A 14,822-nucleotide genomic window follows, 5' to 3' on the forward strand; every position below is an offset into this window, starting at 1 on the left:
TGTGGAAAAAGATAAAACATTCGATGAGGCCATGAAAGAACTGGAGACAATCGTTCAACAACTGGAACAAGGGGATGTGCCTCTTGAAGAAGCACTGGATCAGTTTCAGGAAGGCATTAAACTGAGCCGATACTGCAAAGGGATTGTAGAAGATGCAGAGAAAACAGTGACTAAAATGGTCAACGAAGAAAACAGTACTAATTTAACTGATGACTCAGAGTAAAACCGGTCTCGCTCTAATTAAGTGCGAAGGTATAATGGTGACTTCCCTTCGAAGCGATCCTCTGCTTCAGCAGGGTAGAGCTACAGGTGTTTTATAAAAAATCAAAGGAGTAACTTATGAAATTTCAAGAATTGAATCGTCACTATAAGGCGCTTTTTGAGCTGTTTATGCTTGATGCCATTCCAGATCACAGCCAAACGCAGTTGGAAGAAGCGATGCGTTACTCATTGTCTGCTGGGGGGAAACGATTAAGACCACTTATTCTTTTCGCCGTTCTTAAAGCGTTTGGTAAACCCGTGGAACCTGCTTTCATATACGGTACAGCGCTGGAAATGATCCATACGTATTCACTGATTCACGATGATTTGCCGGCTATGGATGATGATGATCTAAGAAGAGGGAAACCAACTAATCACATTCAGTACTCTGAAGCAACAGCTATACTCGCAGGCGATGCCCTTTTAACTAAAGCGTTCGAGCTGATGACACTAGGTGAAGCAGCTGACGAGATTAAACTGAAGCTGATCAGAGAACTAGCCTTGAACTCTGGAAATGAAGGAATGGTTGGTGGTCAGCAGGCTGATATGAATGGTGAACACACCACCCTAACAGTTGAGGACCTGGAGTCCATTCATGCCAGAAAAACGGGGAAACTGATCCATTTCGCATTTTTTGCTGGCGGATTATTGTCTGAGGCCAAAGAAGAGACTGTCAAAGACCTTGAAGAGATGGCGTATGCTCTTGGCCTGGCGTATCAGATTCGTGATGATATTCTGGATGTCCAGGGTGACGAGACAGAACTAGGAAAACGGACAGGGGCCGATGCAAAAAACGGGAAAAGTACTTATCCGGCTTTGCTAGGTCTAAATGAAGCGAAGAGTTTATTCAAAGAAAGACTGACTAGAGCGCTGGAATTGAATCAGCAGATTTACTCAAGAGAAACAGATTATGATGATGAGCTATTGGCTTCTTTCATCCATTCTCTAGAAATCAGCAGTAAATAATGAGGTGTTCGAAATGAAGAAAGAACGCGCGGATGATTTGCTGATCGCACAGGGATGGGCAGAAGATCGGGATAAAGCCAAACGGTTCATCATGACAGGAAAAGTTTACACGAGTAAAGAAGAAATGATCTTTACGGCCGGAGAAAAACTGGCAGGTGATACGTTGTTGTATGTTAAAGGAGCTGAACAACTTTATGTGAGTAGGGGAGGACAGAAACTGCAGCACGCATTGGACCATTTCAACATAGATCTTAAGGATCAGACCGTACTGGATATTGGAGCTTCTACGGGCGGCTTTACGGATGTCAGTCTTCAAAACGGTGCACGCTTAGTATATGCACTGGACGTAGGGACAAATCAGTTAGCCTGGAAACTTAGAATTGATGAACGGGTAGTTGTTATGGAACAGACGAACTTTAGAACAGCATCCTTAGAGGATTTCTCCAGTGGACGTCCTGATTTCGCTACAATAGATGTATCCTTTATTTCACTTGAACGGATTTTCCCTGTTTTAAATACTATTTTAAAAGATGGAGGGGAAATTGTCGCGCTAATTAAGCCGCAATTTGAAGCCAGACGAGAAGATGTGGGAGCTGGAGGAATCATTACAGATCCCGAGGTTCATCAGTACGTTATTCAAAATATAATCTCTTTTCTGTATGATTTGGATTGGACTGTTGCTGAAATAGTACCGTCACCAATTAAAGGCGGAAAAGGAAATAAAGAGTTTTTAGCTTATATAAAAAAACAGTCACCTAAGTCTAAAACAAAAGAGGAATGGATTGAGCTTATTGTAAATGACTCCCTCTATTTATAAAGGTATTCTTTCTATGCAGATTTTTAATAGTCTTTAGGAGTTCTTTTATTGGAAGTCAGGTGAAAATAAAGTATAATTGGAATGAATATACTGTATAATTATACTGTGTTAGGTATTGGCATGAATGCATAGGAGTGAATCAAAGTGAAGAAAAAAGAAAGACACCAGTTATTACGTCAACTCGTTCAACAGAATGTCATCCAGAAACAGGAAGACTTTGTTGACATCCTTCAAAAACGGGGAATAGATATTACTCAAGCAACAATTTCCAGAGATATCAAAGAACTGCAGCTAATCAAAGTTCCAGCAAAAGACGGAGGTTATCAGTATAACCTTCCGCCGGAAATGAACTACGATGTTTCCAAGAAACTTGAACGACTGATGAAAGACGCTTTTGTATCGATTGATACTCAAAAAGAGTTTGTCCTGATCAAGACACTCCCAGGCAATGCGTTTGCATTAGGAACTCTAGTGGAGTCAGCGAATTACCAGGAAGTATTCGGGTGCATTTGCGGTGACGACACAGTCCTCGTGATTTGTCGGGAAGAAGAGAGTGCCGAGCGTTTTCAGAGAAGAATCATATCCTTTATCTAATGTAATTAAGGAACAGGAGGTTTGTCTTTGCTAGAATCGTTAATGATTAAAGATTTTGCGATAATACAGGATTTGGCTCTAGAATTTAAAAAAGGGATGACAGTCCTTACAGGGGAAACCGGGGCAGGGAAATCGATCATCATTGATGCCGTCGGGCTGCTGGCAGGTGGAAGAGGATCGAGTGAATTCGTCCGCTTCGGGTCGAAAAAATGTATCCTGGAAGGTCAGTTTTCTTACGAACCTTCAGAATCACTGAGTAGTCTTCTGCATCAAAATGCTATTGAAGAAGAGGCTAACACATTACTGATCCAAAGAGAAATCTTCACAACCGGACGTAATGTCTGCCGAATTAATGGAAGTATGGTGACGATTGCTGTGCTGAAAGAAATAGGGAGCCAGCTGATCGATATACATGGGCAGAATGAGCACCAGGAATTGATGGTGTCCGAGAATCATATTCAACTGCTTGATTACTTTGGTCCGAAAGAACTGGAAGTTAAGAAAAAAGCTTATCAGAAAGTATATCGGGAATATAGACAACTTGAAAAAGAGCGTAAAGAATGGGTCGTCAACGAACAGGAACTGATACAGCGAATGGATATTTTAAAGTATCAAGTCGAAGAAATCAGATCTGCGGAACTTCATTCGAATGAAGAAGAGGAACTGAAAGAAGAAGAACAGAAATTGTCAAATCATCAGAACATTGTTGAAGCTTTGTCTTCGAGTTACACGATACTGCAGGGTGAAGATATGAGTGGGCTGGACCTGGTTGGTCAGGCTATGGAAAAAATGGATAGTATATCTGACATGGATGATAAGTTCAAACAAATCGCCGAGACTTTATCTGCGGCATTTTTCCAGCTACAGGAAGCTTCCAGTGATTTGTATAGCGAAATGGACCAGTTGGAATATGATGAAGAACGACTGAATGAAATCGAAGAACGGCTTAATTTGATTCAGCAGCTGAAACGAAAATATGGCCATTCTATTGATGATATCCTGACGCACTATGCACAGGCAGAAGCAGAATTAAACAAGCTTGAGAATAGAGAAGAACAAGTAGATCAGCTCAGTAAGAAAACCAGCCAGCTGAAATTGGAAGCATTGAGATTAGCTGATGAATTATCAGACATGAGACTGAAGACGGCTGACAAACTGGAAAAGGCTATTTTAGAACAGCTGAAAGAGCTGTACATGGAAAAAGTAAAATTTTCTGTAACATTTAAAGAAATGTCTGATGACAGTAGTTCCATGGCCAGATTGTCGGAAACGGGTAAAGACAGAATCGAGTTTTTCGTTGCAACAAATCCTGGGGAACCGCTCAAACCGTTAGCCCGAGTGGCTTCAGGAGGCGAACTTTCAAGAATGATGCTGGCGATGAAGACGATTTTTTCACGTTCTCAAGGGATTACGAGTATTATCTTTGATGAAGTGGACACAGGCGTAAGCGGTCGTGTTGCCCAGGCTATCGCCGATAAAATACATTCTGTGGCTCATCACTCACAGGTTTTATGTATTACGCATTTGCCTCAGGTAGCCGCTAGGGCAGATCAGCATCTGTACATTCGTAAAGAAGTCAGAGATGACCGGACGAGCACGTTTGTTGAACATATAGTGGATGAAGAGCGAACAGAAGAAATTGCTCGCATGCTTTCTGGTGAAGTACTGACACAACTGACAATCGAAACGGCTCAAGAGTTACTCAACCTGGCTTCAGAAAAGAAAAAATGACATTAAAAAATCCTCTATACCCACTCCTTTTAAAAGGGGGCAAGAGGATTTTATTATTCAGTTTAAAGGATAATACTTAAGATTGAAGCAAATGCCGGGATAGCCATTGACAAGACCAGTACCCAGATAATGATTTTTGTAGCTGCGCTTGTTGATCCTTTTTTTCTTTCTTTATTAGGCATAAGTGTACACCAACTTTCGTGATTGCTTTTCACGTATTAGTGTACTGAAAGTAAGTGGTTTTTGCAAGTGAATAATCGATGTGATGACAAGAGAGTTTCAAATGTGTTCAAATTTTGTTAATATAATAATGAGTGACTGATGCAGTGGGCGTTCTAACAAAAAAGGGACTGCATTCAAATTTGAGAGGAGATATAATATGAGTAAGCAAGAAATTGGCGTTATTGGAATGGCGGTAATGGGTAAAAACTTGGCTTTGAACTTTGAAAGCAGAGGATACTCTGTGTCCATATACAACCGTACCGGCTCAAAAACAGAAGGCGTTATTAATGAGAATCCAGATAAAAATCTGACAGCTGCTTTTGAACTGGAAGAGTTCGTGAATTCTTTAGAAATACCCAGAAAAATCGTATTGATGGTTCAGGCAGGTAAAGGGACAGATGCAGTCATCAAACAGCTGCTGCCTTTCCTGGATAAAGGAGACATCCTAATTGATGGAGGAAACACATTCTATCAGGACACGATCCGTCGCAGCAAAGAACTTGAAGATTCAGGCATTTTCTTTATCGGAACAGGTGTTTCTGGTGGAGAAGAAGGCGCGTTGTTAGGCCCTGCCATCATGCCGGGTGGACAAAAAGAAGCATATGACCTCGTTGCTCCGATGCTTGAAAAAATAGCCGCTAAAGCACCTGCTGACGGCGAACCATGTGTCACGTACATCGGACCTAATGGTGCAGGACACTATGTCAAAATGGTGCACAACGGAATCGAGTATGGCGACATGCAGCTGATTGCTGAATCTTATCATATTTTGAAAGACATGGTCGGATTATCTAATGAAGAAATTGCGGATGTCTTTAAAGAATGGAATACTGGCGAACTGGATAGTTTCCTTATCGAAATTACAGCTGACGCTTTAACTAAAAAAGATCCTGAAACAGATAAGCATATGATCGATATCATTCTGGACCGTGCGGGAAACAAAGGGACAGGAAAATGGACGTCCCAGAGCGCACTGGACTTAGGATTGCCACTTCCACTGATTACTGAATCTGTATTTGCTCGTTATATTTCTGCATTGAAAGAAGAGCGTGTGGCTGCCAGCAAAGTCTTGCCTAAACCTGCTACTAAGCCGTTTGAGGGCGATAAAGAAGAAGTTGTTGAAAAAATCAGACAGGCGCTCTACTTTAGTAAAATCATGAGTTATGCTCAAGGATTTGCTCAAATGGGGACAGCTTCCAAAGAGTATGACTGGAAGCTTAAATATGGGGATATTGCTAAAATATTCCGCGCAGGCTGCATTATCAGAGCGCGCTTCCTGCAGAAAATCACTGAAGCATACGAACGCGAGCCAGAGCTTAAAAACCTTGTGTTAGATGAGTATTTCATGGACATTGCTGAACGTTATCAGCAGTCTGTCAGAGATCTGGTTGGTCTGTCTGTCCAGGCGGGTGTTCCAGTACCGGCCTATTCATCAGCAATTGCATACTATGATTCCTATCGTTCAGAACGTTTACCGGCTAATATTATCCAGGCTCAACGTGACTACTTTGGTGCACACACATATGAACGTGTCGACAAAGAAGGCACATTCCACTTTGACTGGTATGGAAATAAAGGAGAAGAAAGCTGGGATTGATCAGCTTATTCTCATTAAATTAAATAAAGACTAATAAATAGTAGGTTTTCGATTAGAAAACCTACTATTTTACTGTTACAATAGTCCTAAAGATACTATCGTTCGTTCCCTAAAGGCTCAAACTATGGTACACTGAAAGAGCCTTGTGACAGGAATTAAAGGAAGTATCCTATAACTAAATTGAAACAGGTAAATTATGCTAGGAGTGAATATAATGGCGAATATTTTAATAATTGAAGATGAAAAAAACCTGGCTCGTTTTGTCGAGCTCGAGCTGAATCATGAAGGATTCAAAACGGAAGTCCGCTTTGATGGACGTGCCGGTCTTGAAGCTGCAATCAACGATGACGCAGATTGGGATATCATATTACTGGACTTAATGTTACCGGAACTGAACGGAATTGATGTTGCCCGCCGTATCCGTCAGGTCAGCAACGTGCCAATCATCATGATGACAGCACGTGACTCTGTAATTGATCGTGTGTCCGGATTTGATCACGGAGCAGATGACTACGTTGTCAAGCCATTTGCCATTGAGGAATTACTGGCGCGTATGCGTGCGTTACTCCGTCGTATCGAAATCGAGACAGAAGAAAATATCAGCCGTCAAACCACGATCAATTATAAAGACATTACGGTCGAGAAAGAAAACCGTGTAGTGAAACGTGCAGATGAAGTCATCGAATTGACAAAGAGAGAGTATGAATTATTAGTAGAATTAATGGAAAACGTCAATGTCGTGTTATCTCGTGAAGTCCTTTTAAACAAAGTATGGGGATACGAAACAGAAGTGGAAACAAATGTAGTGGATGTTTACATTAGATACCTCCGTAATAAAATAGATGTAGCAGGAAAAGAAAGCTACATTCAGACTGTTCGAGGAACTGGATACGTGATGCGTACGTGAAATCACAAGCAGCCTTTGATACGACTGCAGTGAACCAGCAGAAACGTATTTCTTTGAGATGGAAGTGGACAATTGGGGCTGCGATTGCGTTATTTCTAACGTACACTATCTTTTCAACTATTCTTTTTATAACGTTTCAGCAAATAATGATTGATAATGAACAACAAGCTGTCAGGAATGTGGTTTATAATTTGACCGAACGTTTCGGACAGCATTTTTATGAACTGACTGAAGAAGATGTTGAAGAAACGCTGGATCAGCAGGAATTGTACTTAACGCCTGAGATGCCCATAATGGAAGAAACTCAAAATCAAAGAAGTACCCCTCTGCGTGCGAGCCAAGGCACGATCGTTATCCGAGTATATAGTCCGAATGAGGAATTGCTATATGAAACAAATTCAGTCGATGTGGGCTTTGAATCCAGAGAAAACCTACAGATTGAAAGCATACAGGAAGGCCCAAGTGGGGAATCCTTATCAGCTGTTACACCTATTTATTCATTTTTGAACAATGAGAAAATTGGCTATATTCAAGTCATTAATACACTGGCATCCTATCATCAGCTTTTCAGAAGAGTTCTGGGGGCAATCCTCTTAACGGGGCTTATAGCACTGCTTTTCAGTGGGGTCATCGGATATATTATTGCAATTTCCTTCCTTCAGCCGATTCGTCGCCTGACGGAAGCGATGCATATTATTGAGAAAGATCCTGAATCTCTGGAGCGTATTGATGTCGGAGATGGTAATGATGAACTGACGGAACTGGCAAATGCCTATAATGCGATGCTGGACCGGATGCAGCGGAATATCGAACAGCAGAAACAGTTCGTTGAAGATGTGTCTCATGAGCTTAGAACACCTGTAGCAGTTGTTGAAGGGCATATGAAACTCTTAAACCGCTGGGGGAAAGATGATCCGGTCATACTGGAAGAGTCCTTGGACGCTTCATTGCAGGAGATCGAACGCATGAAGAGTCTCGTTCAGGAAATGCTGGATCTCTCAAGAGCTGAGCAAGTAGAAATTCATTACAAAAATGAGCGCACTGAAATCAGAGCAATCATCAATCAGACTTATAATAACTTTAAACTGGTACATCCTGAGGTTTCATTCATTTTGGATGATGATCTTGAAGATGATATCCTTGTTAATATCTACCGTAATCACCTGGAACAGATTTTAATTATCTTACTGGATAATGCGGTCAAATATTCGACTGATCGTCAGGAAGTTCACTTAAGTGTATCTGACCACGGTCCGAACGTACAGATTGCTATTCAGGATTTCGGTGAAGGAATGACGCAGGAAGATACAATCAAGATCTTCAACCGTTTTTACCGTGTAGACAAAGCGCGCTCCCGTCACAGAGGCGGGAACGGCCTGGGCTTATCGATAGCTAAACAGCTGATTGAAGGCTACCACGGAAAAATTTGGGCTGAAAGTGTTATGGATCATGGTTCGATTTTCAGGATCGAGTTACCGAAGCTAAAGAAAAATGAAACAGTAGAGAAATAAGCGGAAAGACTCGGCCGAGTGCTGGGTCTTTTTTTATGTGTAAAATTAGTTTTGTCAGGCATTATTTTCGTGAAATTTTAGATAGATAGTCAATATACTAGGAAGGGAGGTAATGAGATGAATAGTTTAAAAGAGAGAAAGAAGTCACAATTGCTGAGAGGGTTGGAGATTCTAAATGGTCGTTCCACGCTTTCTGCAGATAGCAGCAGTTATTATCGAGCACTTGTATCCGGATTTGAAGGGGAATGTTTATTTGATCAGACGGTTAAAGAAACAGTCACCAGTGAGGGATTAGTGTTGAATGACCTGCTTCTGTCTGTCAACGGAACGACTATGCAGATTGATTCATTGATTTTAACGCCGGATCTGATTTATTTGTTTGAAGTGAAGCATTATAAAGGTGATTACACCTGTGGCGTCGATTATTACAGGAAAAACAACGGATACGATGTTCTGAATCCGAAAATTCAGCTCAGTAAATCATTAACGTTACTGAGTCAGTTGTTTAAGCAATGGAGAATAGGGACCCCTCTGAAAGGAGCTGTGGTATTTACGCATCCGACATTTATGCTTTACGGAGCTGAACAGGATGAACAAATTATTTTCCCATCCCAGCTTAGCCATTATCTTAAACAAGTGAACAGTCAGGGTAACATGATTTCTCATCAGAGCAGATCACTAGCTAATCATTTGATTGAACACCATAGAGATGAGGTACCCTATCAGAAACAGCTGCCTGCCTATAAATGGGACACTCTGAAAAAAGGACTCACCTGTGGCATCTGCAAAAGTTTTGATTTACGTCTGACCCAGCGAACTAGTAGATGCAATGCCTGTCAGCGCACCATTTCCAGGCAGGATTGTTTACTGGAAAACATACAGGATTTGAGGCTGTTGTATCCTGATGAAAAGCTGACCAGTTCACTAGTGTATGATTGGATAGGGGGAAGCGTATATAAAAGGAGCATTACCAGTCTTCTGGATGCTACTTACATTAAAACTGGCTATGCCAGAGGACGTTATTATAGATAATACTGTTATACGTTAAGACGATTGAGTTCTATAACAGCAATATATGTGGCACTCGCTAATAGCCGGATACACGGGACCGACAAATAGAGCATCTATAGGTAGTGCTCGCGTCAAAGGTGGCATCCGAGTGATACAAAAGGAGGCGTATATGTCGCGCTCGCTGTTAGTCGGGGGCACAAGACCGACAAATAGAGCGTCTATAGGTAGTGCTCGCCTCAGGACTGGCACCCGAGTAATACAAAAGGAAGCGTATATGTCGTACTCGCTGTTAGTCGGGGGCACAAGACCGACAAATAGAGCGTCTATATGTAGTGCTCGCGTCAAAGGTGGCATCCGAGTGATACAAAAGGAGTCGTATATGTCGTACTCACTGATAGTCGGAGGCACGGGACCGACAAATAGACCATCTATAGGTAGTGCTCGCGTCAAAGGTGGTATCCGAGTGATACAAAAGGAGGCGTATATGTCGCGCTCGCTAACAGCCGGATACACGGGACCGACAAATAGACCATCTATATGTAGTGCTCACGTCAAAGGTGGCATCCGAGTAATACAAAAGGAGGCGGATATGTCGCACTCGCTGTTAGTCGGGGGCACAAGACCGACAAATAGACCATCTATAGGTAGTGCTCGCGTCAAAGGTGGCATCCGAGTGATACAAAAGGAGGCGTATATGTCGCGCTCGCTAACAGCCGGAGGCACGGGACCGACAAATAGAGCGTCTATATGTAGTGCTCACGTCAAAGGTGGCATCCGAGTGATACAAAAGGAGGCGTATATGTCGCGCTCGCTAACAGCCGGAGACAGGAGACCGACAAAAAGAGCAAAGATATGTCGTACTAGCCCATAAACCAAAGACTGAGTCATACAAATGCAGCATCATATGTTGAACTTAAAAGTCCTTTTAGACTTGAGTAGGACATAAGACCCGTAGGTTAACGAATGAAAGAAGTAACGAAAGAAGGAAAGCAAATCCTCTCAAAGGATTTGCCACATCATTAAAACCAATCTAAAGGGAAACGGTCAGGAACTGACCGCTTTACACCCGTATCAGAACAAAGAAAAAAGCAGAGGCCCGAGAGCCTCTGCTTTTCATATGAGAGTATTAGTTGTTGTTGCGCTGCTGCTTACCGGCATTGCGTCCGCCTTTAGATTCAAACGGGCTTTGATTGCGGCGTTTATCTTTAGCTGAAGGAGCTGCAGTAACACGAGTAGATTGCTTGGAATCGACTTCTTGAGCATCGATTTTTCTGCGAGACGGCTTTTTACGTTCAACAACTTGTTTATCGCCATGTTTAGTTTTCATTTCTTTTTCGATTTTCGGTTTGTAGTATAAATTTGTCAGCAGGGATTGACCAATTGCGACAAATCCACCGGCGAACCAGTATAAAGTCAGTCCAGCTGGACCAGTAATTGAGAACATTAAGATCATGACCGGATTCATCAGCATCATGGTGCTGGATTGTTTACGCTGGTCTTCCGGCATGCCGGCTGACATGACTTTCGTTTGAACATAGTAGACTGCACCAGTCAGCAAAGCCAGGATAATACTACGTTCCCCTAGCTGAATCCCCAACCAAGTAGCGCTTTGAATCGATTCTGACATTCTAATAGCCTGAAACATTGCTGTGAATACAGGCATTTGAATCAGAAGGGGTAAACAGCCTGATAATCCGCCTAACATGTTTACGTTGTTTTCCTTGTAAACTTCCATTAGTTCTGCTTGCAGTTCCTGTTTCTCCTGAGCATTGTCTGTTTCTTTCATTTCAGCCTGAATTTCATCGGTTACGGGTTTTACGACTGCCATCTTTGTCTGTTGTTCGAGTGTAGTCCGCTGCTGCTTGATCGAAAGAGGTAAAATAAGGATTCGCACGATAATGGTAATCGCAATGATTGACAATCCGTAGTTTCCTCCAAACAAATCAGCTAAAATTTCGATGACAGCCTGGGTCGGCAGTACAAGGTAGTCATATAAAAACTGTGACATGGCACCTGTTGGAGTTCCACCCTCATCGACTCTCATACAGCCTGACAAGAAGAGTACCATGGTCAACATCCCGCCCGAAAGCAGCCATCTTTTAGTTCTATTTTTCAAATTAGTTCAATCCCTTAAATGTAAGTTAGTTGCGTAATCACTCTGACACGCTATTGAACACTATACAATAAAGGAAGACAGAATTCAATTGGCTTGAGAAAAATTAGTTTTTTCTTCAATGTTTTTGTCATAAGTGATGACAACTTTGTCCACATCTGAAGAAGGGCTTGGTCCTTTCCTCAATGCTTCAATGAAACGCGACAGCTGCTCTTGGCTTCCGACTGCTTCTACATAAACTGTTCCATCTGATTCGTTCCGTACAATCCCGCGAACACCGATCTCATCGGCAGCCTGTTTCGTTGTAAAGCGAAAGCCGACTCCCTGGACACGACCAGAAATGGTTGCCCGACATTTTTGAGTAGAGCTGTTGTCGAGTGGATCGTTAGTGTATATCACCTCGGCATTTGATTCGTTCGACTGACCCTTATTAAAAAATTCCTTAAAGAGTGACCCCATATCAATAACCTCCTTTAGTTAATGTGTCTTTTAGAGACTGCTATTTGTTTAATTATTTCACACGTTCAGTTTACTGGTAATGATAGAATAAGGTCAACAAATAAGCTGTTGTATCTTATGTGTTGATAGCTACTTGAAGTAGGATGAAATTTGGTGGAGTCTGTAAGAGCCACCTACCTTAGAGGGGGAATTCATGCTATAATGACACAGATATGAAAGGAAGGAGATTGAGCATGGCACGAGCAAAAAAACGAGGCAGACCAAAGAAAAAGACGCATAAAGTAGCTCCGGAGCTGATTGGATTTATTGTCTTTTTTATCAGTTTACTGGCACTAGGATCCTTTGGATTTGTCGGACGCTTTTTTACTAACACATTTAGATTGTTTGTAGGCGAAACCTATGCATTTTTAGCTATTATTTTATTGGCAACTGGCGTCTACTTATTACTTAAAGGAGAATGGCCAAGTTTTAAAGGACCACGGACAAGAGGAGCGGCACTGCTTTACACAGCCTGGCTGGTATTTGTGCATTCCAGATGGGTCCTTCCAGTCATTACAGATTCTACTAATAGTGTCACCGCGACTTGGCAGGCTATATGGCCACAGTTCACAAGTAACAGCATTGGTGGGAATATCGGCGGAGGCATGATCGGAGCTGTCTTTTTCGGAGCAAGTTTCTTCTTGTTTGCAATGGCAGGGACTTACATTATGATCGTTACTCTTGTCTTTATTGGGATTATGACATTTTTCCAATTCTCGTACAGACATCTTTTTGAAAAAATTAGAAAAGCGATGAGAGCTGTATTTAACTGGATTAAAAATGGCGTATTGTCAATGGTTTCCGGTATGAAAGACAAGCTGAAGAAGCGTAATAAAAAACCTAAAAAATCGAAGAAAACAAAAGGGTCAAAAGAAGAATCTTTAAAAGAAGCTGTAGCGTCACCAGCTGCTGAATTACAGCCGGTCACTGAACAAAATGGGGCGCAGTATGCGGAAGGTGAACAGACAGCACTTGAAATAGAAGGGTACCAGGAAATACAGGACAAACTTAGCAAGAAAAAACCTTCAGGGAAATCACCAGATACAGATCAGGGTGAAGGTGATAAAGGGGATGGTTCCCCAGTTGAATTTGAAATCGGCGAGGAAGAAAATGAGGCCTACAAATTACCGCCTGTTTCTCTCCTTAACCAGATTGAGGCAATCGATCAATCAAACGAGTATGACATCATCCAGAAAAATGTTAAAAAGCTGGAAGAGACATTCGAAAGTTTCGGTGTGAATGCCAAAGTGACTAAAGCAAACTTGGGTCCTGCTGTAACAAAGTATGAAATTCAACCGGCAACGGGTGTAAAAGTCAGTAAGATTGTAGGATTGTCTGATGATATAGCACTGGCTCTTGCAGCTAAAGATATCCGCATGGAAGCACCAATTCCAGGTAAAGCTCTGATTGGAATTGAAGTCCCTAACTCAGAAGTCAGTACTGTATCCTTCAGAGATATTATCGAAGGCCAAGTTAAAAACAAAGATAAACTGCTTGAAGTTCCACTTGGTCGAGACATTGCTGGGAACGTGGCGATGGCCGATCTGGCCAAAATGCCTCACTTGCTAGTAGCGGGTGCAACAGGATCAGGGAAGTCAGTCGCCATCAATGGTGTGATAACCAGCTTGCTCCTAAAAGCTAAACCGAATGAATTGAAGCTGATGATGATTGACCCTAAAATGGTCGAGTTGAACGTGTATAACGGCATTCCACACTTACTGACTCCTGTTGTCACTAATCCGAAGAAAGCGGCTGTAGCACTGCAGAAAGTCGTTCAGGAGATGGAAAGACGCTATGAGCTCTTTGCAGCCAGCGGCTCACGTAACATGGAAGGCTATAACGCTTTCGTTAAACGTAAGAATCAGGAAACGGATGAAGGACTCCTTCCGCTGCCGTTTATTGTTGTTATTGTAGATGAGCTTGCTGACCTAATGATGGTTGCTTCAAATGAGGTGGAGGATGCCATCATTCGTTTAGCACAGATGGCACGTGCAGCCGGTATTCACATGATTCTAGCTACTCAAAGACCAAGTGTGGATGTTATTACCGGAATAATCAAAGCTAATGTCCCTTCACGAATCGCATTCGCTGTTTCAAGTGGAACGGACTCCCGGACAATACTGGACAGCAACGGTGCTGAGAAGCTGCTGGGAAGAGGAGATATGCTCTTCCAGCCTATGGGAGCCAACAAAGCCACTCGCGTTCAGGGAGCCTTTATCTCTGACGAAGAGGTAGAAGCAGTCGTCAGCTTCGTTAAAGATCAACAGGAAGCAAACTATGTAGAAGAAATGATTCCGAAAGACGAGCCGCAGCAGAATGCAGCAGATTCGGACGATGAACTTTATGACGAAGCTGTGTCACTCGTAATCGAAATGCAAACTGCCAGTATCTCCCTTCTCCAGAGGCGTTTTCGGATCGGGTATAATCGGGCGGCTAGAATCGTCGATGAAATGGAAATGAATGGAGTAGTCGGTCAGTCTGAAGGATCCAAGCCTAGAGAAGTACTGATGACAAGCGAATCCACTGATGAAGAAGGAGAATTGCCGGACGCTCTTACTTGACCGATAACATTATGATAATTTTTTAATACGATT

At 42.3% G+C, this 14,822-nt stretch carries 13 protein-coding genes; 11 read left to right on the plus strand and 2 right to left on the minus strand.

Annotation, left to right across the window (positions count from 1 at the left end; translation table 11 throughout):
* Position 1: 1 nt before the first annotated feature.
* The 10 genes from CLV38_RS08405 to CLV38_RS08450 all read left to right on the plus strand — a co-directional run bounded on the left by CLV38_RS08405 (position 2) and on the right by CLV38_RS08450 (position 10,488).
* Positions 2–223, plus strand: coding sequence for an exodeoxyribonuclease VII small subunit (locus CLV38_RS08405; protein WP_425427780.1), 222 nt, complete (start codon positions 2–4; stop codon positions 221–223).
* A 116-nt stretch (positions 224–339) separates the two neighbouring features.
* Complete coding sequence (locus CLV38_RS08410; RefSeq protein ID WP_106194002.1) at positions 340–1,227, plus strand: polyprenyl synthetase family protein; 888 nt, start codon at positions 340–342, stop codon at positions 1,225–1,227.
* Between the two features lie 13 nt (positions 1,228–1,240).
* Positions 1,241–2,044, plus strand: coding sequence for a TlyA family RNA methyltransferase (locus CLV38_RS08415; RefSeq protein WP_106194004.1), 804 nt, complete (start codon positions 1,241–1,243; stop codon positions 2,042–2,044).
* Between the two features lie 144 nt (positions 2,045–2,188).
* Positions 2,189–2,638 carry an arginine repressor gene (argR, locus tag CLV38_RS08420; protein WP_106194006.1) on the plus strand — a complete coding sequence of 150 codons (450 nt, stop codon included), beginning with the start codon at positions 2,189–2,191 and terminating at the stop codon, positions 2,636–2,638.
* Positions 2,639–2,665: 27 nt separating this feature from the next.
* The gene (gene recN, locus CLV38_RS08425; RefSeq protein WP_106194009.1) at positions 2,666–4,369 is read left to right on the plus strand and encodes a DNA repair protein RecN; all 1,704 of its coding nucleotides are present in this window, start codon (positions 2,666–2,668) and stop codon (positions 4,367–4,369) included.
* 379 nt (positions 4,370–4,748) lie between these two features.
* Complete coding sequence (gndA, locus tag CLV38_RS08430) at positions 4,749–6,188, plus strand: NADP-dependent phosphogluconate dehydrogenase (RefSeq protein WP_106194011.1); 1,440 nt, start codon at positions 4,749–4,751, stop codon at positions 6,186–6,188.
* 214 nt (positions 6,189–6,402) lie between these two features.
* The gene (locus CLV38_RS08435) at positions 6,403–7,095 is read left to right on the plus strand and encodes a response regulator transcription factor (protein WP_106194014.1); all 693 of its coding nucleotides are present in this window, start codon (positions 6,403–6,405) and stop codon (positions 7,093–7,095) included.
* Entirely contained in the window at positions 7,092–8,606 is a 1,515-nt protein-coding gene (locus tag CLV38_RS08440; protein ID WP_245920569.1) for a HAMP domain-containing sensor histidine kinase, read from the plus strand. The genes CLV38_RS08435 and CLV38_RS08440 overlap by 4 nt, the downstream gene beginning before the upstream one ends.
* Before the next feature lie 117 nt (positions 8,607–8,723).
* Positions 8,724–9,638, plus strand: coding sequence for a nuclease-related domain-containing protein (locus CLV38_RS08445; RefSeq protein WP_106194017.1), 915 nt, complete (start codon positions 8,724–8,726; stop codon positions 9,636–9,638).
* Positions 9,639–9,996: 358 nt separating this feature from the next.
* Positions 9,997–10,488: a hypothetical protein gene (locus tag CLV38_RS08450; protein WP_146129005.1), complete on the plus strand. Its 492-nt coding sequence runs from the start codon at positions 9,997–9,999 to the stop codon at positions 10,486–10,488.
* Positions 10,489–10,743: 255 nt separating this feature from the next.
* Here the strand turns inward: CLV38_RS08450 and yidC are convergent, their stop codons facing one another.
* On the minus strand, positions 10,744–11,733 hold the full coding sequence (gene yidC / locus CLV38_RS08455) for a membrane protein insertase YidC (RefSeq protein ID WP_106194023.1): 990 nt from the start codon (positions 11,731–11,733) through the stop codon (positions 10,744–10,746).
* Positions 11,734–11,817: 84 nt separating this feature from the next.
* Entirely contained in the window at positions 11,818–12,189 is a 372-nt protein-coding gene (locus CLV38_RS08460; RefSeq protein WP_106194026.1) for an acylphosphatase, read from the minus strand.
* Positions 12,190–12,422: 233 nt separating this feature from the next.
* Here CLV38_RS08460 and CLV38_RS08465 point away from each other — a divergent pair, with 233 nt between their 5' ends.
* Entirely contained in the window at positions 12,423–14,789 is a 2,367-nt protein-coding gene (locus CLV38_RS08465) for a DNA translocase FtsK (protein WP_106194029.1), read from the plus strand.
* Positions 14,790–14,822 lie beyond the last annotated feature (33 nt).

This window comes from Alkalibacterium olivapovliticus (genome assembly GCF_003003275.1).
GTDB lineage: Bacteria > Bacillota > Bacilli > Lactobacillales > Carnobacteriaceae_A > Alkalibacterium > Alkalibacterium olivapovliticum.